Origin of the sequence: Pantoea leporis (assembly GCF_028048155.1) — a bacterium.
In the GTDB taxonomy this organism is placed as follows: Bacteria; Pseudomonadota; Gammaproteobacteria; order Enterobacterales; family Enterobacteriaceae; genus Pantoea; species Pantoea leporis.
Genome location: NZ_JALMEU010000012.1, coordinates 1 through 23288, shown reverse-complemented (window position 1 = coordinate 23288; position 23288 = coordinate 1). Strand labels below are relative to the sequence as shown.

Annotated in this window: 17 protein-coding genes and 1 pseudogene; all 18 read left to right on the top strand. The window is 47.8% G+C overall.

Going from position 1 to position 23288, the window contains the following annotated elements; genetic code table 11:
* The first annotated feature begins 10 nt into the window (after nt 1-10).
* The gene (locus MWH02_RS21320) at nt 11-2722 is read left to right on the top strand and encodes a glycoside hydrolase family 19 protein (RefSeq protein WP_271461417.1); all 2712 of its coding nucleotides are present in this window, start codon (nt 11-13) and stop codon (nt 2720-2722) included.
* Nucleotides 2719-3258, top strand: a complete 540-nt coding sequence (locus MWH02_RS21315; RefSeq protein WP_271461416.1) for a hypothetical protein — start codon at nt 2719-2721, stop codon at nt 3256-3258. Before MWH02_RS21320 ends, MWH02_RS21315 begins: the two co-directional genes overlap by 4 nt.
* A 199-nt stretch (nt 3259-3457) precedes the next feature.
* On the top strand, nt 3458-4189 hold the full coding sequence (locus tag MWH02_RS21310) for a hypothetical protein (protein WP_271461415.1): 732 nt from the start codon (nt 3458-3460) through the stop codon (nt 4187-4189).
* A gap of 437 nt (nt 4190-4626) precedes the next feature.
* Nucleotides 4627-5481 carry a hypothetical protein gene (locus MWH02_RS21305; protein WP_271461414.1) on the top strand — a complete coding sequence of 285 codons (855 nt, stop codon included), beginning with the start codon at nt 4627-4629 and terminating at the stop codon, nt 5479-5481.
* A gap of 72 nt (nt 5482-5553) precedes the next feature.
* A pseudogene (locus MWH02_RS21300) lies at nt 5554-6936 on the top strand (DUF2345 domain-containing protein); the annotation flags it as partial.
* Nucleotides 6937-7015: 79 nt separating this feature from the next.
* A complete protein-coding gene (locus MWH02_RS21295; protein WP_271461413.1) occupies nt 7016-7582 on the top strand; it encodes a YqhG/Tai3 family protein in 567 nt (188 codons plus the stop codon).
* Between the two features lie 242 nt (nt 7583-7824).
* A complete protein-coding gene (locus MWH02_RS21290; protein ID WP_271461412.1) occupies nt 7825-10305 on the top strand; it encodes a lysozyme family protein in 2481 nt (826 codons plus the stop codon).
* 4 nt (nt 10306-10309) lie between these two features.
* On the top strand, nt 10310-10786 hold the full coding sequence (locus MWH02_RS21285) for a hypothetical protein (protein ID WP_271461411.1): 477 nt from the start codon (nt 10310-10312) through the stop codon (nt 10784-10786).
* 594 nt (nt 10787-11380) lie between these two features.
* Nucleotides 11381-11809, top strand: coding sequence for a hypothetical protein (locus tag MWH02_RS21280; protein ID WP_222233596.1), 429 nt, complete (start codon nt 11381-11383; stop codon nt 11807-11809).
* An 80-nt stretch (nt 11810-11889) separates the two neighbouring features.
* Complete coding sequence (locus tag MWH02_RS21275; protein ID WP_271461410.1) at nt 11890-12711, top strand: lysozyme inhibitor LprI family protein; 822 nt, start codon at nt 11890-11892, stop codon at nt 12709-12711.
* 75 nt (nt 12712-12786) lie between these two features.
* Entirely contained in the window at nt 12787-13050 is a 264-nt protein-coding gene (locus MWH02_RS21270; protein WP_222233594.1) for a PAAR domain-containing protein, read from the top strand.
* 2 nt (nt 13051-13052) lie between these two features.
* On the top strand, nt 13053-14249 hold the full coding sequence (locus MWH02_RS21265) for a KPHS_23130 family T6SS system protein (protein ID WP_271461409.1): 1197 nt from the start codon (nt 13053-13055) through the stop codon (nt 14247-14249).
* Nucleotides 14242-17646, top strand: a complete 3405-nt coding sequence (locus tag MWH02_RS21260; protein ID WP_271461408.1) for an ImcF-related family protein — start codon at nt 14242-14244, stop codon at nt 17644-17646. Before MWH02_RS21265 ends, MWH02_RS21260 begins: the two co-directional genes overlap by 8 nt.
* Nucleotides 17647-17670: 24 nt before the next feature.
* On the top strand, nt 17671-19251 hold the full coding sequence (gene tssA, locus MWH02_RS21255; protein ID WP_271461407.1) for a type VI secretion system protein TssA: 1581 nt from the start codon (nt 17671-17673) through the stop codon (nt 19249-19251).
* 140 nt (nt 19252-19391) lie between these two features.
* Nucleotides 19392-21161 (top strand): type VI secretion system baseplate subunit TssF, encoded by a 1770-nt coding sequence (gene tssF, locus MWH02_RS21250; protein ID WP_271461406.1) that lies wholly within the window; start codon nt 19392-19394, stop codon nt 21159-21161.
* Nucleotides 21125-22207 (top strand): type VI secretion system baseplate subunit TssG, encoded by a 1083-nt coding sequence (gene tssG / locus MWH02_RS21245; RefSeq protein ID WP_271461405.1) that lies wholly within the window; start codon nt 21125-21127, stop codon nt 22205-22207. The genes tssF and tssG overlap by 37 nt, the downstream gene beginning before the upstream one ends.
* Before the next feature lie 21 nt (nt 22208-22228).
* Nucleotides 22229-22753 (top strand): type VI secretion system lipoprotein TssJ, encoded by a 525-nt coding sequence (gene tssJ / locus MWH02_RS21240; protein WP_271461404.1) that lies wholly within the window; start codon nt 22229-22231, stop codon nt 22751-22753.
* Nucleotides 22754-22757: 4 nt separating this feature from the next.
* Nucleotides 22758-23288: contractile injection system protein, VgrG/Pvc8 family (locus tag MWH02_RS21235; RefSeq protein ID WP_271461403.1), on the top strand; the 531-nt coding region annotated here is incomplete at its 3' end.

Genomic DNA, 23288 nt, shown 5'->3' with positions numbered 1-23288 from the left:
ACGGTTATTTATGCCAGCAGTATTACCAAAGTTCAGTTTTCCGGTGCCCGCAAACAAAAGCGGGCAGGCCTTCGGCTCCGCTGAGGAGTTGCTGGCGAAGCTCGGTAGCGAAAGCTCCGGGCAATTTCTTGTCGGCCGCCAGGGCATGTGGCACGGCGGGATTCACATCACGGAAGAGACCATTCCGTGGTGTGCCCTGAGCACAAACAGCGAAGCGGAAAAGGCGTTCTATAACAATCAGCCCTACAAAGGTGAACAGTTTGTCCGCTGCATGGCGGACGGCGAGATTGTGGCGTACCGGGTATGCAAAGACTACGACAGCGCAGCCATCAGCTGGAATAACGCCCAGCTGCATATGTCGAACTCGTTTGTGTTGGTGAAGCATTACATTCAGCTGGGTGAAACAGCGGCAAGTGGCCTGACGTTTTATACGCTGTATATGAATCTCGCGCCGTTCAGCGCCTATGCACAATCGGGTGGTGAGCTGACGCGCAAGGTAGTGAAAGCACAGAAATTCTACATGAGCGCGGAGGATGTGACGGCGAAACCGGCAAATTCTGCCGGGATGCTTTCAGCCGGAATACTTGTCACGCTGAGCGACAATATTATCAGCCGTGCGTCGGACAATAGGCAGTTTACCGAAGTGACGCTTGTTGCTGAGACAAAGAACGCAGCGGGCACAATGTTAGCCGCAGGCACAAAGATCTGGACCGTTTCGGATCGCGGTTCATTGGCCTCCAGCGCCAGTGCGCCAAAGCCATCCTGGTGGGTAAAATGTGCTCCGGCTTACGGGGCTCAGTCCGGTGTCCAGATCAGCGCCGTGCTACGCACGGGCGTGAAATATTATCTGAGCAGCGATGACGTTCAGAAAGGCATTTCGCCAGGGGAACTAACGGAAGGATTTCCGCTGAGCTACGAACCGGATAATGCTGCGCAGCAGACAACGCGCGCGATTATGAAACCGGGGATAAACCCGCCAGAGCCGTCCGGCGCGCTGAATACCTTCAGCCTGGCAACGCTGGGTAAAGACGTGGGCAAGCTTAAGAAAGGTGACCGCGTATGGGTTGTGTCTGATGCGGACTATCAGACGCCATCAACACCTACCGCATCCGGCGCGCAACCAACGTTTGATGGCGTGGTAAAGCCGGCAACGGCTATTTCCATCAGCGCGGGTGACAGCATCGGGCATCTGGGCTTTTATGAACTGCCAACAGACAACGGCAAGAGGTCGCGCTATCAGGTGCACATTGAGTGCCTGAGCATGGATGACGTGGCTAAGTTTATTGGCAATCCAGAAAATGTGGGGACAGACAAGCCAGCGTTTCTGAAATTTAAACCCGGACTAAAGCTGTTCGATAAAAATGAAGCTGGACAGATTACTGCAAGCGAGCGCCAGACCAAATCCGATGGCATCGTGACGCTGGCAAAAGTGCCGGTAGTAAAAGAAGGTGACCAGCCGAAATATTACCAGATCCGTCAGGAAGGCGGCTGGATCGCGTCGGCAGACGCGCAGCTGATTTCACAATATGCGCTGGCTGAACGGGGTTTTGCGGTGCTGAATAAGTCATCAGCCAGTTTTGACCTGATTGATGGCAAGTTACAACCTGACAATATAGTGAAAGAAATTTTGCAACAACTGGAGGCAGCAGCAAAAGCGGATAATCGTCCAGGCTATGCGCTCAATCAGTATAACTACCAGCGCCTGCTGGCGAAGATAGACAGTAATAATGACGGCACCTATTCCATCGATGAATATTTGCAGGCGCTAAATAACGTGTCCTACCGTGATCGCTTACAGCGCATCATCGCTAAACATCCCAGCGAGTGGTATTACGGTAAAGATGACCCGATGTGGAAAACCTATCTGGATACACTGACGGGTGAGCACTCGAAGTGGAAAACCTATCTGGAAACATTTATTGAGAAAGTGACGTGGATGAAGCAGGTGACGGGAATGGGACCTGAGCCATGGCATATGCATCCAATAGTTTTAATCGATTCACTTACACAAAAAACATCGGGCAGCATTTCTTGCTCCACTTGCCAGAGCGGTATAGAGATAAGTCCAGAGTTGCTTATTCATTGTTTTGGTATTAGTACTGAACAAGCTGAACTATATGCTCCACTCATGACAACCTCTTTTGCTAAATATGAAATTGATAATTGCTTAAGGATTTCTCACTTCTTAGGGCAAATTGGAGTGGAAACTCAGATGCTTACAAAGCTCAGAGAAGGGTTTTATTATAAGGATGGAGATAGGTTGTGGAAAATATATTATACCCAATTGAATTTGGGATTATCCAAACGATTCCCGAGTTATACTGAGGCGCAAAGAAAACAATATACCAAAGATCATCTTGTAAGAAATGAAGATGAACTGGCCAAAACATTATTCCCAAGTGATTTCGATGGAATGGATTATCGAGGGCGCGGTTTGATACATCTGACTCATGAAGGTACTTATAAGAGTTATAAAGATTATAGTGGAAATGATGTTGTATCAAACCCTAAATTACTAGAGAGCTCGCCTTCGCTTGCAGTTGACTCAGCTTGTTGGTTTTGGTCTAAGTTTGCAAAAATTAACACCCTTGCAGATTCGGATAATCTTAGCGCATTAACATATAAAGTTAATACAGCAAGATTAGATATGGCAAAAAGGGGTGTTATTCAAAAGAATGCATTGGATTATTTAAAGAAGAAAATTACGAGGTGTGTTAAATGAAAGCTAAAATTATAGCTCTGTTTTTTTTGTTTTTTTCATGGAGTGTTATTGCGTGTGATGATGTTAAATTGCAGTCTAGTTTAAAGTCAAATGGCTATGAATTAATCGATGCATTTAAATCAGAACGTTTCAAAGAAGGAAGTTCAATCTATTTTTATAAGTCAATAACTGATGAACATCCGGATGTTAACGCTTCATTTATGCCTGATAGATGTTTTTCTGATAAGAATTTCATATTTGATGTTTTTTCCTTTGATGGGAGTGTGGCAAATGTCGAGTCTGTTTTTTGGGGGAAAGGTAAATTCAAAAGCAATTTATTCATTATAGTTAGTTGGATTTACAATCTTGATGGTATTAACACCGTTGGTAAATACTATAGTGTTTACGCATATGATTTCATAGACGGAAATATAAAGAAAAATGAACTGGTTACTTCATACTTCGATGAAGGACAGGATGGCTTAGTTGATGGGAAAACCGTAAAGTATGCTTTCAAAAAAGCAAGTGATGTATGGGGGTATTTAAAAGAGAAATGATTATTATCTCAGTAATTTATTGTCCGTTTTTTATTTTTTAAGGTGTCAGTTGAGTTTGCTTATTTTATTTGATGTGTTTTTTAACTTGATTAAATTAGCGTAAAACATTCTTTGCACTGATGATTATAACAGGTGTGGACATAATTTTGATAACTTCAGGAAAGATAAGTCTTCTGCTTCTTAATTTTTGAGTTTGATTATGAGGTTATTTGTTTTCTTCATTAGTACTATTTTATCTTTTAATGTTCTTGCAAGAAATGATTGGTATGAAGTGCAAAACTATAAAGGATTTGTAGGAGTGTATCCAATTGAGCTATCGATTCAGAAATATAATTTTGGTTCTGGAGTGAACATTAAAGGTAGTTATTTTTATAATAAGAAAATGACGCCTATAGCTCTCTTTGGTAAGAAGTTAAATGATGAGCTTACAATCTGTGAAGTTCATGGGGTTAAGGATTATGAAGACTATATTGTAAATGGGGTAATGTTTAATCCAGAGAAATGTGAGTTCAAATTGTTGGTTAGTGATAATAATCTTAATGGTAGTTGGTCTAGCAATGGTAAGGAATACGATGTTAAATTGACAGCTACTAATTCATGGGTTAATGGAGTCCTTACCGGTGAATCACTAATAATTCCTTTTTGGGGAAGTGATGCTGGTTACTCTTTCTTTGGTGTCTATAAAGCCCAAAAAGGCGAACTGATTATTAATAAAATCAATGTGATTGAAAAGAAAAATGGTAAGGTAATCCAAACTATTAACCCTCAGTCTGATAAGTGTGATTTTGGTTTTTACATGACAGCTATCTATCAGAATTTAGAAAAGGATAATGGGGGCTCATTTTTAAATTGTTACAGTATTAAAGGGGATGTAGTAAGTGAGCTGAAGTATTCAAAAAGAGAAAGAAACTATGTAATAGTTAATCAATAATCGAGTGTTTTTAGGTTTTTAATGATCATTTTTAATTAAAGGATGGTTAAAGAAAAATATAGTATCAAGGGTTATAAAAAACCTTTTTTATAGATTTTTCTTATTGAGGTAATAGATACTGCGAGGGAGTGTCTTTGATTCTCATTTTTCAGTTCACCACTGCCAGTGATGTTGTCAATTCTATATGCATAGTGTCTGCTTTTTATAAAGGAAATTTTGGTAAAATGAAATTAACAAATACCTCAACCTTAAAGGTGAAATAGCTGTAGTCTGCTAAATAGAATACACGTCCAAGCTACACACTTAATTAGCATAACTACCTGGAGTTGCTGGCTTAAATAGGGGGGTAATGGCTACAGCTATTGCATCGATGAATATAAGTTTGCCGGTAAAATAACTGATTAAATCGCGAGATTTAATTCACTATAGGATGGGCTATGAAAGGTTATCATTATCTAAATATGACTTATATATTTTATTTTTCCATTCCAACATCTGCCTTAAGTGACGTTACTATTAAGTCGCCACTCGGAACTAGCGTGATATTTTCAGAAAAGATAAACGGAGCTAATTATTACTTTGATGCTTGGCGGGCATTATCTTTTAATGGGAATGGCTATGTTATAGACCTTGGCATCAAAGATCGCTATTTTACGGAAGATGGCTCAACTAAAGTTTCTCCATCGGGAAGGTACTTGATTTTAAATAGTATCTCTGGAGGATACATAAGTGATGAAGGAGAAGAAAAAGAATATGTTGACAAGGCTCATTGTAGCATTGTAGACATGAAAAACGGTTGTTATGTAAGCGATTGGGAAGGTGATGCATGTGGTTATGATTGGAAAAAAAATGAAGATGTACTGGAAAACTCCCAAGGAACAGACACCTTTGATTTCAAGTCACTTCGACCAACAATTAAAAATGTTAAAGACAATCTCGCATCACTTAATAAATTAACAGTAAAAAGGTATTTGCGTTGTGATGCTCCTGATAATGACAACATCAATACTTATCAAGAGTTAGTTAGAAAGAATAAAGAGTCTAAATCAATAGTAAATGAGTATATTTTAAATTATGTAAGGGGTATAAAGTCTGAGAAAAAAATTTCTAAGAAATCATATTTGTTTTTATCTCCAGACGATAATAGCAAAACAAGTGCTTATCTTGTTACTGGTGATAAGGTAAAAGTTATACAAACTTCCAAAGACAATAATTGGATTAATATTGGCTATATTAATTCAAAGGGTGTGCCTCTTGTTGCATGGATCATGGCTGATTCTTTGGAAAAATAAAAAAAGTAGAAATATCATTATTTACCGTGGGTGCTTATTACCAACAGCACCACCAACCGCGCGCAGCGGAAGCCGGGCCAAGTGCTGGAAAGCCACAGCGCGCTGCCGGACGGACTGCAGGACGGCGTGCTGATTACCCGCGTGCGCAGCCACGGCTCGCGCAGCAGCAGCTTCATGCTGGCGTTTGACGGTATGGCGTACAGCGAAACCGTCTGCTGGCGTCCGGCGCCGTTGCGCCGTCCGGTGATTGCCGGCACGCTGCCCGCGCGCGTGGAAAGCATCGAAAAGAACGACACCTACGCGTGGCTGGACAGCAGCGGGCGCTACCGCGTGAAGCTGGACTTTGACCGCAGCGACCGCGAGGCGGGCTACGGCTACCTGCTGGTGCGCATGGCAAAACCTTACGCGGGCGCGGACTACGGCTGGCACGCGCCGCTGCTGGACGGCACCGAAGTGTCGATAGCCTTCGACGGCGGCGACCCGGACCGTCCGTACATCGCCCACGCGCAGCACGACTCCGAACATCCCGACCACGTTACGCGCGACAACCACAGCCGCAACGTGCTGCGCACGCCGGCGAACAACAAGCTGCGCATGGAAGACCTGCGCCAGCAGGAGCACATCAAGCTGGCGACCGAGTACGGCAAAAGCCAGCTCAACATGGGGCATCTGGTGGACGCGCAGCGCAAACAGCGCGGCACCGGCTTTGAGCTGCGCACCGATGAATTTGGCGCAGTGCGCGCCGCGCGCGGCCTGTTTCTGAGCTCACACGGCCAGCAGCAGGCGCAGGGCGAGGTGCTGGAGATGTCGGCGGCGGTCGGTCAGATATCAAACGCTAACAACCAGATGGCGGCACTCACTAACGCCGCCGAAACCGCTGGCGCGCTGACCGGAGACATTAACGCGCAGGCGAACCTGCTGTCGGACAGGCTGAAGAATCTGCAGTCCGCCGCGATGCTGGCCAGCGCGCCGCTCGGCGTGGCGCTGACCTCGGGCGAGCACCTGCAGCTGACCAGCAGCCAGAACACCCTGCTGAACGCGGGCAACAATCTTGACGCCGGCGCGATGAAAAACCTGTCGCTGGCCGCCGAAAAGGCGCTCGGCCTGTTCGCCCACACCGGCGCGATGACGATGATTGCCAATCAGGGCGAGGTGCTGATGCAGGCGCAGCACAACGCGATGACGTTCAACGCCGCGCAGCAAATCACGGTGACCAGCACGGAAGATGAAATCGTCATCAGCACGCCGAAAACGCTGACGCTGAACGGCGGCGGCTCGTATCTGAAGCTGAGCGGCGAAGGCGTCGAGCACGGCTCGCAGGGGCCGATGATTATGAACGTGGCGCAGTATCTGATACCGGCGGGCGGGGCGGATTTGCCTTATGATGCACCTGGTTTTCGTTTAAGTGAGATTGAAATATTAAACGAAATTACCAGCAAACCTTTCAATGAGTAATTGCCAGGCACTATAAAATTATCATCAACAATTTTTATCTGAAGTTAGGGGTGAATAAAGCTAACATGGAGCTTCGAGCATGAAGGGAATAACAAAGAGCTTGGTCGTTATTTTTGTATTGATGGGTTTTTCTGTTAATGCAGCAGATAATGATTATATTAACGGCCAAACAAAAATAGAACCAATAATTTCAAGTGATTTTCACTCGGAAAAAGTAAAATGTTTTTATGAAAAATACTTGGTTAGTGAAGGTGTTGATGCGTTACTTAAAAAGTATATATCTAAAGATTTGCTACGAAGCATAAATTATTCTTCCAGTTGTAATTATGATTCTGATGATGTTAGTCCTTTGAATAATAAAGAAAAGATGTGCTCAGAAAAACGAGAGTGCAAAACGAAGGGGGATAATGTCTCTTGTAATTGGAATGGAATATGGATTGAAACAGATGTTGATTACTTTACTAAGAGCCAAGATTTTTATCCTTCATGGTCAAAGCATGTTTCAGTTTCCCTTGTTGCAAAGTATGAAGATAGTGAGAGTTACAAAGTTTCATTAGGGATGAAGCCAGATCCGATAATGCAATTAAGAGTAATCGTTAGTTTAGTTGATGGCAACTGGAAAATAAGAAAAGTGACGGAATACTAGAGGCTAAACTATGTGGAATACTCAATCATCTGTTAATTTTATCAATGAAAAAGCTGAACCAAAAAGTCTTGGTAAATGTGCGGCATATGTAAGAAGGGCAATTGAGGCAGGTGGGGTAACTATTCGCATCCCTGCGCCAAGGTTCGGAAGTTCTGCTTCAGCCTGTGATTATGGCCCATCTCTTGAGGCCGTCGGCTTTAAGCCTATATTTGTTTATTCGGGGACCGATTGACACTGGAACCGTGGTAGGGCAGGTGGCCGGTGATGTTGTCGTTATTCAACCAATACAGGGGCATCCACATGGTCATATTGCATTGTTTAATGGAGTGAATTGGGTATCGGAATTTATTCAACTCAGGGGATTTTATCCCGGTCAGCAGTATAGAAATATAAAGCCAGCATTTAAATTGTATAGGTTCGAACGAAAAAATGAACAACTCCAGAACGTTGAGGAAAATAATAACAAACTCATAAAAATATGCTTTCCGGTATCTCAAAAAAGCGGAAGTGAATTCAGAAGTATCGAAGATATAACATCACATTTGGACAATGAATCAACAGGGAAGTACATGATCGGCCGCAATGGCATGTGGCATGGGGGCATCCATATTACAAATGCTACAACACCTTGGTGTGCACTAACTGGAAAAGCAGCCTCAGAGAAAATTAATTTTCAAATACCATATAAAGGAGAGCAATTTGTTCGATGTATGGCAGATGGTGAAATTGTTGCTTATAGGATATGCCATGATTATTTAGGCATTCCGTGGCAAGGAATGCCGCTAAGTTTCTCAGGATCATTTGTACTGGTGCGGCATTACATACAACTCGGAGAAACAAAAAAAAGTGGGTTGAAATTTTACACTCTATATATGCATTTGGCTCCTTATAGTGCTTATCAGAGTTCGGGAAAAAAGAATTTATGGAAGTCCACAGACCGACTATCGCTATATCGACCTGAATGGGTATTAACGGCTAGTACCAATAATCAACAGCATAGCCAAAGTTATAGAGACGGAACATTGCCAAAAGGTTCATTAGTTGAATGGGATTCCTTGGATTCCAATTTACATACAATGGCCTATAAAAACAGGGAGTATGGCCTTGTTACTATTAAATCTGTAGCTGGGGATGCGAGTAAAGAAAGCAAATTAAAATTAGTTGGATGCCAGTATTGGATGCTAGTTGATAACAATAACATTGTTCCTTCTGATACAGAGGTCCCACGTCCTGTATGGTGGCGAAAACTATCTGCTCCCTCTAAACAGATGATGAAATTCGATGAGGTTATAACTCTGAACGAACCTCTTAGCATTAGAGCTGGGGATCCGATTGGTCATTTAGGTTACTTCCAAGCAGCAAAAGAAGGAGGCTATAACTCTCGTTATCAAGTGCATATTGAATGCATTAGCACGGATGGCAACTTGGAAAGCTTTCTAACGAATCCGGAGAAAGTAGGTATAGATTCGCCGCATTATCTGAAATATTATAAGGATGTTGAATTATTTAATCTGAATGATTCAGATGGAACTTTTACGAGTAATGGAAGAGTAACAACGTCAACAGTTATATCCAGTCTGATTAAATTTAAATCTAAAGTTGATAAAGTAACTAAAAAGAAGTTCTGGTTTGATAATTCAACTGGTGGATATATTTCTGAAGATTCAAAAGGGGTTAAATTATTATCCCAGTATGATCTTAGTGAACTTGGATTCACAACTTATGTTGAGAATCCATCAAGTTTTGATCATCTTGATGGTAAAAATCAGCCTAAGGGATTTGTTCGAGGTGTATTTGAGTCCCTATTCGAAATATCTAAAAATGATAATCGAAAAAATCATGAACTTGTATCGCATAACTATAATAGACTGTTGATTAAAATTGATAGTGGCAATGGTAGGTATTCTCCACAGGAATACTTGAATGCTATTCATAATCCATTTTATAAAGATGTCATTGAAAAAACCATAGTCAAGCACCCAAGTGACTGGTATCACAAAAAAGATGATACTATTTGGCAATCTTTTATTACTCCTTTGAAAAAAAATGCTCCTGATTGGGCTAAGTATAGCGAAAATTTTTTGGATAAGATGTCATGGATGCAGGATTTGACTGATGTTAAACTAGGGCCTTCTTTATGGCATATGCATCCAGTAATGTTTTTACACGCATTACAACAAAGGGAGAAGCTTATATGGGTCAGGAGAGTTGAAGAGCTATTCGGAAGAGATGTAGCTAACGAATTTAAGTCAAAAGTAATTGAAGTTGGCAAAGATTTATCAATAGATCCTAACTACATTATGGCTTGTATGGCATTAGAAACAGGAGAGAAGTTCAATACTTCTACCAAAAATCCTAATTCAACAGCTACAGGATTAATTCAGTTCATGTCTGCAACTGCGAAAGACTTAGGAACTACTACAACTAGGTTAGCTGCCATGACTCATGTTGAACAAATGGATTATGTAAAAAAATATTTTGAAACTCAGGCTAGTAATTTTAATTACCCCACTAATAAATGGTCTCTTGGTGATGTGTATTTATCAATTTTCACACCTTCAGCTATGTTGCTTAAAGATTCGGATGTGGTTTACGCGGAAGGTCAAAGTGCATATAAAGTAAATCTCTTTCATGACCGAAATAAAGATGGGGAAATAACAAAGAAAGAGATTGTGAAAAATATTGAGGTTTTTTATAAGAAAGGTTTTATGTATGAGGGGTAATGTTATGTTTTTGAATTTTATTATGATTATGTCATTCTCAACTATTCTGTTTTGTTTAAATAGTAATGTTGCATTTGCTGATGATTTTCCGCAAATTGAGAGTTTTGCAGATAGTAACACCTGTAGTATTAAGGTTGGAAGTGATGTCATTGATAATTTTGACTGCTACGGTTCGCGCAAACCATTGCTCATATCTTATTCTTATTTATATGATTCTGATGTTGAATTTTTTGTTTACATAGAACAACCGTTAGGTAATGCATGTGACGGCGGACCACTGCACGTAATTATAAATGATAATGAAGCTGGTTATAAACTAATTGGCAAAATAGATTTTTGTGGTGGTAAATATCCAACCATAAGCAGTGGACCTTCCAGCTTTACTATAAGAATTCCACAAGTTGATTCGGCTAAAAATAATAAAATGGGGGATGTGGATATTTGGTCTTATAGAGATAAACACCTGCTGAAAATCAATTGATATGAAGGCTTTTTATTTTTTTTATCTGTCTTTGATTTCTATTGTTTAGACTTCAGTATGATTCATGCAGGGATGTGCTAAATAGGAAGATTTTTACATTCACAAAAAATCCAGCATGGTGGAATTAATTTTCTTTTACACGATGATAATGGATGTTAATTGATGTGAAGTGGCTTGCGTACTTCTGGGATGTCATCTTTCTATTTTAGTCTGATTTTTTTCATCCTTATAAAAATAAAGATTTGAATGTCATTTATAATTTTTCGAACGCTCACCAAATTGAAGATATAGTGAACGCTTGATGTTTTATTTCCAAAAAATATCCCCGTGAATTTAGCGTAAGTCCTACTCTTTTATGTGATTTAGGCTCTTTAGTTGGAATGATCTTTCTCTGTAATAAAAGAAACTAGTCTGTTGTTGATTTTTAATATGACAAGAACAGGGGGTATTGACCATGGGGAACGAAAAGCTCGAAATTAATAGTTGCCATGGTTCTGAATGTGACCATGTTTACTCTTCTAATTCGAATGAGCATATTTATTATTCGTATGGTTATAAAGTTACCGATACTTGTTCTAATGAGGTATATGAATAATGTTAAGGTCGTTATTACTGCTGTTGATGTTGTTTACTGCTTCATTCCAATCTTTAGCTGAGAATAAACAGTCATCTTCTTATGAAAATATTATAGGTAAATATACTTATACCCAACAAGGAGATGAGCTAATCGATGGTAAAAATGCTTCAATAACATGGGTTCTAAACTTCTTGCCAGAGGGGGAAGTAAAAGTTTCTATTACGTCATGGCATGCTCCATTTACTTGCGATGGTTTGTACCAAACTGAGAAAGATAATAATGAGATTAAATTAACTTGGCTCTCTGGGGAAGGCTCTGAAATGGAGTGTGATACACAGCCACCACAATTCATCGCAAAGCAAAATACAGGCACCATCCTTTTAATAAAAAGCTCATTATTCCCTTGGGATGATGAAAAATGGTTCGCATTAAATAAAATTAATTGATCGATTTAGTTGGTTATAACTCTGAATTATTGATCGTAAGGCTTTTCTATTCAAGTAATATCACACATAAGGAAATATATATGAAAATGCAGCATGCATGTAGCGCACTAGTTCTAACCGTTGTATCATTAAATGCCCATGCCGGGTTCTTTAGTTCATCTGATGATTTTAAATGCGGCAGGGAAGATGTTCTTCAGGCTGTACAAAAAAGCATTAAAGAAAGCGCGAGTGAAATATTACAGTCAAAGTATATCTCATCAGGACGTACAAGTTTCTACAATAAACCTGTCGAAGAATATCAGAAAGAGATAGATGGCCTTCAAATCAGTTTCAGCAACACCAGCACATCAGATCAAAAATCAAGTTCATTCGTAAACTGCACATCCACTATCTCAGTTAAAGTTCCTGAGGCCTCTCTAAATCTTTCGCAAGAATTGCCTCAGCAATTTTCTTTGCTTAAAGTTGGCGGCGCTTCTTTACTGAATGGTGCATTGGTCTGGAAAAACTATTCATATCAAATAAAGTTGGCAGATAATAAAAAGGATATCATCGTGGGTGATATGAATAGAATGCCTGAGGCTGTTTATAACACGGCATGGCTATCAGTAAATCATGATAATATCTTATCTGATGATCTAAAGAATAAACTTAATAATATGAGGTACTCATATGCTGATAGCGATCGGGAACTCAATGATATTTGGAAATCTTTACCTGTTTCTCTGCGTACATCTATGAAGGCTTCTCAACAGGAGTGGGTTAAGCTCAAAGCGCAAAAATGTGGAAATTTGAGTGAAGCTCAATCCGAACAAGGCGATTTGAAAGCGAAAATTGCTACTTATTCATGCCAAATTGGTATGACGGAAGAGCGCATTAATTTCCTCGGTGGTGATCGCGGATAATTAATATTAACTGGATAGCATATTTTAAAAGGCTATCCAGTTTTAATTTGTAGCTTAATTAAAAGATAAATTAATATGCTCCCATTTATCCGCAAAGGCGATAAAACCACGCACGGCGGTCAGGTTCTGACCGGCTCTGAAACCATGCTGGTTGGCGGTATCGGCGTTGCCCGCAAAGGTGACCAGGTTTCCTGCCCAAAAGAGGGGCACGGCCCGACCACCATAATTGAAGGCCATCCTGATTATCTTGATCACGATATTCCTGTCGCTTTCCACGGCCACAAATGCGCTTGCGGCTGCACGCTGATCAGTTCGTTTGCAGCGGCTAAGGTAGGCTAAGTATGCCCGTCTGGCTGGATACCATTCCTGAAAAAGCGGCAAAAGTGAAACGTCCTGACACGCGCCGCTGGTTGATATTTCTGGCGGTTGTTCTGCTCATTGGTGCGGCAATCGTTGCCTGGTTCTGGCATGGAGACCGGGCGGGCCTCATCTTCTGGTGTTCGGCTATCGGCTTGCCGCTTTGCCTGTGGGGACTGATATTTAGCCTGCGCCGCGTGGCTTATAAGGCACATCAGGTTGGTGCGCAATCGTGGGATATCGAGCGCGAACAATTAATAAGACAAGAAACTCAGCGCGGCCAGCTTCCAGCCTGGATTCTGGATGCCGGGATTGAAATTCGCGCCGGGCAGCATGCAACCAACATTGTCGATGCCATCAAAACCGCATTTCCGGTGGTCGAGCGTTTCGTGCCAACCGGCAAACTGGCGGCCATTCAATATGCTGCGCTGCCCAATCGTGAGTTCGCTGCACAGCAAGCGATTGAACGTCTGACCAGACGCATCGCCGATGTGATCGCGCCGCTGCGTGAAGATCTCTCCTGCTGGTTATTAATTGATTGTGACAGCGCTGAAGCGGCTCAGACTGAAACACTGATTCTTCAGCAACTCAATGAGCAGTCTGATCGCCCATTCAACCGCATCACGCAAAACGGTATGGCCGGGTTAGATAACTGGCTGGATCGTACGTTGGATACGCCAGCCATATTGGTGGCGATATCCGTGCATCTGCCCGAATCACCGCAGAATGGCGGCGCCGATGCTTTTACCGCCCTGGTATTAGCGAATCGGCCTTCGCACCATTATCCGGATGCTGCGCGCCTGCACCGTCCCGAAAAGGGTTCATTTGCTGGGCTGGATAAAACACTGCAGCGCGCAGTGCTGTGGGCAGACCTGAAAGCGTTGAACCTCAACGGTGCATGGATCACCGGTGAGGCCGTAACGCAGGGCGCGGCGTGGAGCAATGCCTGCGATATCTGCAAAGTCACATTCAGCATGACGGATGATCTCACAGTGCCTGACTCCGTTATTGGTTACACCCATATCTCTGCGTCCTGGCTGATGATCGCGCTGGCGCAATCGGCTCTTGAAGCTGGAGAAGCGCAGGCTATTGCCTGTCAGTCAGCGCCAGAGAGCGAAGAGATCTGGGTCATGGTGGTAAGAAAAGAGCAGGAAGAGAAAGGATTAACAGGGAATGTCTGAAGCAGAAAATAAAACCATTATTGGCCCGTGCGTCGCCGGGGCCATCTTACTGATTATCATCATCTCGTTTCTGCTCTGGGCTTTTCCTGAAGCGGTAGAAGCGGCGACTTCTATTTCACCCGTTACCGGTCTGCGCATCCTCACCTGGGCGGCGGTTGCCATGGTGTTGGTGCTGCTGATTGGCTGGACGGTAGAAAGTCTGTTTCGCCGTTCAGGTAAAACCGGCGTGCAGGCGGGAATGGAGAAGAATAAGCAGCGTGCTGCTGGTGCAAATGACTCCGTCGATGCGCCTGATGCACTTACGCAAAAAGCCTTCAGCGCGTCCACGCTGGCAGAGCATCTGCGTTTTCGCTTTGGCCGCCGCTGGCAGCGCAAGGTCAATATCATTCTGGTGCAGGGCGGTAAAGCTGATGTTGAGGCTTCTGTTCCCGCGCTCACCAGTGATATCTGGCAGGAAGGCGAAGGCTTTGTGCTGGTCTACGGCGGCGATGCGCAGTCAGAACCTGATATCGCACTGCTCGCCGAGCTGAAACAGCTGCGCTCTCGTCGTCCGCTCGATGGCATCCTGGCAATAGTCAACGGCGATGCGCTACCGGGGCAAAACGAGTGTGATGTGATGGCCCGCAATCGGCACAAAGCCGACAGTTTGCTCGGCTGGCAGGCACCTGTTTGGTTGTGGCTGCATCAGCCAACGCATTGGCCGCAGCATATCGATGCTGAAAATCCAGTTGCCGCAATGTTTGGGCCGGATGCGGATGCTAACAGTGCCACTTTGCTGATTGAAGAACTGATCCCGCGCCTGCGTAGTCATGGAACCCTGTTATCGCTGGAAGACACGCGCAATGACTGGCATCTCGATCTCGCTGAGCGCTTGCAGCACAAGCAAGGTAAAGATCTCAACAACGCCATCAGCACACTGAAAAAAAGCCCGGCAAATTATCGTCTGAGCGGGGTGATGTTTACGCCACAGCGCGTTGTGAAAGATCATCATCCGCATATTCTCAGCGCAGCCAACCTTTGGAACACATTCGCGGAAAGCTGTGCTGCCGTGCGGCCACGCAAGCTTTCCACTGACTGGATGCGCATTGCCCGTTTCGCGCTGTTTACCGTGTTGGGCTTGTGGTTCGCCGGAACGCTGTTGTCGCTGGCAGTGAACCGCACGCAGATTTATCAGGCGCAGGAAATCGCGCGCGTGGCGGCCGATACGCGAGCACCGCTGACCGATCGCTTGCAGCACCAGATGGCATTGCAGCAGGCGATTGCCCGGCTACAACATCGCCAGAAAACCGGCGCGCCGTGGTATACCCGGTTCGGTCTCAATCAGGATGCCGACACGCTGACTTCGCTGTGGCCGCTGTATGCCCACGTTAACAATGCGTTGATGCGTGATGTGGCAGCACAAACGCTGAAAGCGCAGCTTGACGATTTTGTCCGTCTTCCCCCTGCCAGCATCGAACGACTCAATGGCACCCAGCACACTTACGATCTGTTGAAAGGCTATCTGATGCTGGCGCGCCCGGATAAAGCTGATGAGGAGTGGCTGGCGAAAAACACCGCGCAACTGTGGCCGCAGCGCGAAGGTGTGCAGAAAGCCACATGGCAGACGCTGGCACCCAAACTGCTGGGATTCTGGGCGCAGAACGTTCCGCAGCGTCCTGAATGGAAAATCAAACCCGACAGTCAGCTGACCAGCACCGTGCGTCAGATTCTGCTGAAGCAAATTGGTCAGCGTAATGCTGAATCCGGGCTGTATCAGGCGATGCTTAAACGCGTGTCGCGTAACTGGCCGGATTTATCGCTGGCGGACATGACCGGCGATACCGACGCCTCAACGCTGTTCTTCACCGACGAAGTGGTGCCTGGCATGTTCACGCGCCAGGCGTGGGAAGAGCAGGTTAAGCAGGCGATTGATGATGTGGTTAGCGCACGTCGCGATGAAATTGACTGGGTGCTGACTGACAAAGTGCATCAGCCGGGCAGCGAAACCTCGCCGGAAGCGCTGAAAGAGCGCCTTACCGAACGTTACTTCACCGACTTCGGCAACGTCTGGCTGAACATGGTGAACAGCATTCAGTGGCAGGACGCGACGTCACTTTCTGAAGCGATCGGCCAGTTAAATCAGCTGGCTGATGTGCGTCAGTCGCCGCTGGTGGCGCTGATGAACACGCTGGCCTGGCAGGGAAAAACCGGTCAGAAGTCTGAAGCCTTGGCCGATACGCTGGTGGATTCAGCCAAACAGCTGGTAAGCCGCGAGAAGAAACCTAAACAGTTGATCTCACAAGCACAAGGTCCGAAAGGCCCGCTGGATGGCGTGTTCGGCCCACTTGCCAGCCTGATGGAAGGCAAAGACGGCACTGGCAGCAACGGTAATCTCAGCTTTCAGTCGTGGCTGGCGCGTGTGACGCAGGTTCGACTTAAGCTGCAACAGGTCACCAGCGCGCCAGATCCACAAGCGATGGCGCAGATGCTGGCGCAAACCGTGTTTCAGGGCAAATCCATCGATCTTACCGATACGCGCGACTATGGCAGTTTAGTCGCTGCCAGTCTGGGTCAGGAGTGGAGCGGCTTTGGTCAGGCCCTGTTTGTGCAGCCGCTGGATCTGGCGTGGCGGCAGGTGCTGGCTCCGGCAGCGGGCAGTCTGAATGCGCGCTGGCAGTCGACCATTGTGCAGCAGTGGAACACCGCCTTTGCCGGACGCTATCCGTTTAAAGCCACTGGCAGCGATGCGGCGATCCCGCTGCTGGCGAACTTTGTACGTGCCGATTCCGGTCGTATTGCGACCTTCCTGAAAACTAATCTCGGCGGCATTCTGCATCAGGAAGGTAATCGCTGGGTGGTTGATCCTTCCGCCAGTCAGGGTATGCAGGTTGATCCGGCCTTTATTGCGGCGATCAATCAGCTCTCATCGATTGCCGACATTGCCTTTTCGCAGGGCGATGCCGGTTTACGTTTCGAATTAATGGCGCGGCCTTCACAAGACATCGCTCGCGTACAGATGACCATTGATGAGCAGAAACTGGATTACTTCAATCAGATGGAAGGCTGGCAGAGCTTCCGCTGGCCGGGAGAAACCTACTACCCCGGCGCGAATCTGACGTGGCAGACGGTCACCAGCAGCGGCATGCAGCTGTATCAAAACAATCAGGGCAATTGGGGCTGGATCCGCTTGCTGGAGAAAGCGCAGAAAACGCCGCTGGATAGCAGCCGCAGCCAGCTAACGTGGAACACTTCAGACGGCAAAGCGCTGAAGTTCATTCTGCGCAGTGAGCTGGGCGAAGGGCCGCTGGCGTTACTGAAGCTGCGCGGATTTAGCCTGCCAGAAAATATTTTCGACGTGGACGCTAACGCCATTAATGACGCGGTAGTGCCGGAAGACGCCGCACCGCTCGATGAATAACAGTCGACATGACAGGGAAAAACAATGACACCAGAACAACGATTGCAGGCCAGCGCCGGAGCCACTTCTGCCAGCAATATCAGCGCGGGAATGGCGCTGTGGCAAAACTGGTTAGCACCGCTCAGTGAGAGCAATCCAACCGGTGACGATCCGGCCTATGAAGATGATTTCCAGGCGATGCGCGACGAAATCAATAAGCTCTCCGGGATGGATGCCGATCTTTTGTGCCAGATAGCGGAAACGCTGCTGTGTGAAAACGTCAAAGATATCCGCGTCATCACCTGGTACATCCTCGCCCGCTTAGTCAATGACGGTGAAAAAGGGTTGGCTGAAGGCTTGCTGCTGTTGTGCGCGATGGTGGAACGATTTGGCGATAAGTTGCATCCCCAGCGCGCCAACGCGCGCAAGGCAGCATTTGAATGGCTGAACAGCGAGAAGGTATTGAATGTGCTGGCGCGCTGGCCGGAAGTGGTGCCGGAAGACGCCAGCCTGATCGCTGGCGCGCTGGTGAAACTGTCTGAACTGACGCAGCTATGGCCGGAAAATGAGCGTCCTGCGCTGGCTGGCCTGTGCACGGCACTGCAACAGCGGCTGGACGGTTCCGGCGGCAGCGATGCGATGCTGCCGCAAAACAGCAGTAGCGCCAGCACAACCTCGCAGTCGGCTGGTTTGACGCTGTCAGCGGTGAAATCCGGACGCGATTTGCTGGATCAGGGCAAGTTACTTTCCGCGTGGCTCAGCGAACAATCGGCGGGCTGGCTCGCCTCGCATCGTCTGATGAAAACCCTCCGCTGGGACACAGTGGATGTCATCCCGCCAATGAATGCTAACAGTTGCACGCGTTTGCCGCCGCCGAAAGCGGAATACCGCGCCCAGCTCAAACGGCTTTACCTGCAACAAAACTGGATCGAACTGGTGGAGTACGCATCACAGATGTTCTGTGAGGGCGTTAATCACTTTAGCCTCGATGTGCAGTGGTATCTGTGGCAGGGATTATCCCGCGCCGGTGCGCCGTGGGAGCAGTATGCGGATTATGTGGTATCGGATCTGGCGCTGCTACTTGATCGCCTCAAAGGGCTGGAAACGCTGGCCTGGGATGATGGCACACCGTATGCCGACGAAGTCACGCTGAACTGGATCAATGAGAAGGTGAAGGGCAACAACAGCGGACTTGGTGAAGACGCGGCGGTGATGGTTAGCAGCGATGCGGATGACGTGCTGGCGCTGGAAGCGGAAGCGATGACCAAGGGCGATAGCGAAGGCCCGGAAGTCGCGCTGGCTTGGCTGCAAACCCGACCGGGAACAACTTCCGCGCGCAGTCGCTGGTTGATGCGGCTGGTAATGGCGCGTATCGCCGAGCAGTTTGGCCGCAATGAAATGGCGCTGCATCTGCTGGGTGAACTCAGCGACAGCGCACCGCAAATGACGGTGATTGAGTGGGAGCCTGCGTTGATGTTTGAAGTTTATTCCCGTCGCCTGCGCTTGCTGCGCATGAAGTCATCGCGCAGCGAAACCGACAAAACGCGCCTCACGCCAGAAATGGACAAGCTGATTGCCGCGATGATTCAAATCGATCCCTCCAGAGCCTTTGTGCTTTGTAACTAATCACCGCACGTTCCCGTAGCGGCGCAATTTATTACGTTGTGTTGACCTTTTAAAATCAACTGAACGCGATAAATCGCGCCGCTACGATTGTGCGTGCTGCAATTCACTGCAAATGAATATGACTTTCCAGGAATCCCTACATGGATGATTTAACCCTGCGCTATTACGAAGCGGAGATGCGCTATTTGCGCGAAGCCGGCAAAGAGTTTGCCCGCGCCCATCCCGACCGCGCAGCAATGCTCAACCTCGACAAACACGGCGCGCGCGATCCTTACGTTGAACGCCTGTTTGAAGGCTTTGCGTTTCTGATGGGGCGCATGCGTGAAAAGCTCGATGACGATCTGCCGGAACTGACCGAAGGCTTAGTCAGCCTGCTCTGGCCGCACTATATGCGCACCATTCCGTCGCTCTCGGTGGTGGCGTTTAATCCGCAGTGGCAAACGCTGCGCCAGGCGGAAGTTTTGCCTGCGGAATTCGCCGTGTTATCCCGACCGGTTGGGCAGCATAAAACCGCCTGTCAGTATCGCACCACGCGAGATTTGACCTTGCAGCCGCTAAACCTGGCCGATGCGCGACTGCACACCGAAACTAACGGACGCTCAACCATTCGCCTGCGTTTTGACTGCCCGGCAAAAGTCGATTGGAGCAAAGTAGGCATGGATAAAGTCTCTGTTTATCTGAATGCCGACAGCCCGGTTGCCTCGGCGCTGCATCTGGCGCTTACGCGCAAGGTGCACGCGATGTATGCCCGCCACGCGGGTACGCATACGGAGCGCAATGCGTTTGATGGCTGGTGCAAGCCGATGGGTTTCGACGATGCTGATCGTCTATGGCCGAAAGGCGAAAGTGCCTTCAGTGGTTATCAGTTGCTGCTGGAATACTTCAGCTTTCGTCAGAAGTTTATGTTTCTGGAACTGCGCGGGCTCGAAGGCATTGGTTTGGACGCCGACAGCACCTGGTTTGAAATCGACATTGTGCTGAGTGAAACCTGGTCGGCGGATTTGCCGTTCGAGACCGAGAATTTCCAGCTGCACTGCGCGCCGGTGATTAACCTGTTCAGCCTGGAAGCCGATCCGCTGACGCTAAATCCGCTGGAAACCGAATATCTGCTGCGCCCGCTGCGTTTGCAGGATGGTCATACCGAAATTTACAGCGTGGATGATATTCACGGCGCGATGAAAAATGGCAAAAGCCAATACGTGCCGTTCACCAGTTTCCGTCATCGCGGCGGCATGATGCGCCACGATGCGCCGGAACGCTATTTCCACACGCGCGTGAAGCGTGGCGCATCGGGCATGCACGATACCTGGATTATTCTCGGCGGTCGCTCATTCGAACTCGATAAGCTGGCAGAAAAACCTGAGTCACTATCGATTCGCATCACCGGCACCAACGGTCAACTGCCGCGCAAGGCGCTGGAAAGTACGCTGCTGGATCGCGTAGTGAAAGCGGGCAAAGTGCCGGTCTCCGTGATGAATCTGACTGCGCCGACATTGCCACTTTATCCACCTGCGGCAGACCGTTTCCACTGGCGGGTGATGAGTCATCTCGGCTCCAACTTTCTTAGCATGATGGATAACCCGGAAGTGCTGCGCGGCACACTGGCGCTTTACGACTGGACCGACAACGAAATGAACCGTCGTCGCCTCGAAGCGATTGTGGCGGTGAAGCACAGCCTGATCCGCCGCTTCGAACGCGGCTTTATGCTGCGCGGCGTGGACATCGAAATCACGCTGAATGCGGATAACTTCAGCGGCGAGGGCGATGTGAACCTGTTTGGTGAAATGCTGCACCGTTTCTTCTCGCTCTACGCGGATATCCATCTTTTCAATCAGCTGACGCTGGTGCTGCAACCAACAGGGAAACGACTGCAATGGCGAGAGAATCACAGCCAGCACATACCGGGCTGACGGCACAACTGAAAGACGACATCTGGCGGGTGAATTTCTATCGCTACTGCCAGTTGCTGGAGCAGGAACATCCTGATAAGCCTTTGCTGGGTTCAACCTGCCATCCGGCTAACGATCCGGTGCGCTTTCGTCCGTGGCCGGGAATGGGCTTTCCAGTTAGCGAACTGCGTGCGGTTGAGTTTGATGACGACAATCCAGCGCTGCCGCCGTCGGTCCGCACCACCTTTCTCGGTATGTACGGCGTCGATTCGCCGCTGCCGGGATCGTACCTCGATGACATCGCGCAGCGGCGTGAAGGGCATGAATCGCTGACGGCGTTTCTCGATATCTTCAGCCACCGCATCACCACGCAGTATTACCGCATCTGGCGTAAACATGCCTATCCGGCAACGTTTGAAGCCGGTGGTGCGGATAAGACTTCGCAGTGTCTGCTTGGGCTGGTGGGATTGGGCATTCCGGGCACCGCGCAGCATGTGGCAACGCCAGTTTCACGCTTTCTGGCGCTGCTTGGCACCATGCGCTTGCCAACACGCAATGCCGAGGGCATCCGCGCATTGGTGAATCTGCTGGCACCGGGAACGCAGGCCACCATCAGCGAACATGATCCGGTCAAAGTACAGATCGCGGAACGTAGCGGCCTGGGCCGGAACAACCGCGTTAGCCTGGCGCAGCGTGCCACGCTGGGAAAATCCGGTCAGGAGGCAAGCAGCCGCGTGCTGGTTTCCCTCGTTACGCACAGTGAGCAGGAAGCGCGCGGCTGGCTGCCCGGCGGTTATCTGCATACCGATTTGTTGGTGCTGATGCGTGTTTATCTCGGTTACCGCAGTGACGCGCGATTGCGCCTCACTATCCCGTTAACCCTTTTGCCGGAGCCACGCCTGGCGAAGTCACAACGCATCAGTCTGGGACGCACCGGCGTATTGGGGCTGAAAGAGGGCACGCTGAGCAATCAGCAACAAACGCTCACTGTCAGTCTGGGATGTTATGAAGGGTTGCAATCATCAGGCCGGGAAGCGGCCACTAGCGGACATTACCGTTTCGAATAATCTGCATACAAAGGAATTATCATGCCAGTTTTACGTGGATGGCGAGTATTACTGATCCCGGCCTTTTTACTGCTGGCCGGATGTGGTCTGACCCAAACGGTGACCGATGGCGCCGTCGATGTCACTAAATCGATCTTCTACAAAAAAATTAAGGTGCTGCACCTCGATTTCACGCCGCGCAAAGCGGCTAACGCCGATGGCGACCAAATCCCGCTGGCGACCATGGTGCGCGTCTATCAGTTGAAAGACAGCAAGGCACTGGAAAGCGCGGATTATCCTTCGCTGCTTCGCGATGGCGATAAGGTGTTGAAAGAAGATTTGCTGGAGTCCAAATCGCTGCTGGTGATGCCGCAGGGCAGCGTCAGCCTCAATATGCCGATGCATGCCGAGGCGAAATTTGTTGCGGTGGTGGCGCTGTTTAATCGCCCGGATCTCACCGATAACCGCTGGCGTTTACTGCTTACACGCAACGATCTGGACCCGGATTATCCCCGCGTAATTGAGCTGGGCGAAGGCACGCTGACTCTACTGCCCGTTAAGGAGTAAGCACATGGAAAAGTGGCTATCCCGCTTCAGCGGGCAGAATCTTTATCAGCTTGATATTCACAACGCGGCTGTGCGTCCCGACTTACTGCGCTTTCGCGGCCGCGAGGCACTGAGCGAGCCGTTCCGCTGGGATATCGAATTCACTACTGATTTACCGGTAAAAGACGAACTGCTGAACAAATTTGCCAGCCTGACGATGCGCAGCGGCAAGGTGGTGCACGGCGTGATCACCCGCATGGAGTGGCTCAGCCAGAGCGCTGACCAGACGCACTACCGCATCATCCTCGAATCCCGCCTTGCGCTGATGAAGCTAACCTGCGAGAGCCGGATATTCCAGAACCTCAGCGCGCCGGAGCTGGCGGAGCAGCTGCTGCGCCAGCACGGTTTTGAAGGGCCGGATTTTGATTTCCGCCTGACGCGTGAATACCCGGCGCGCGAGCTGATTACCCAGTGGCAGGAGAGTGATTTGCAATTCCTGCAGCGCATTCTGGCGGAAGTTGGCATCTGGTTCCGTTCGGCGATGAACGCAGTAACA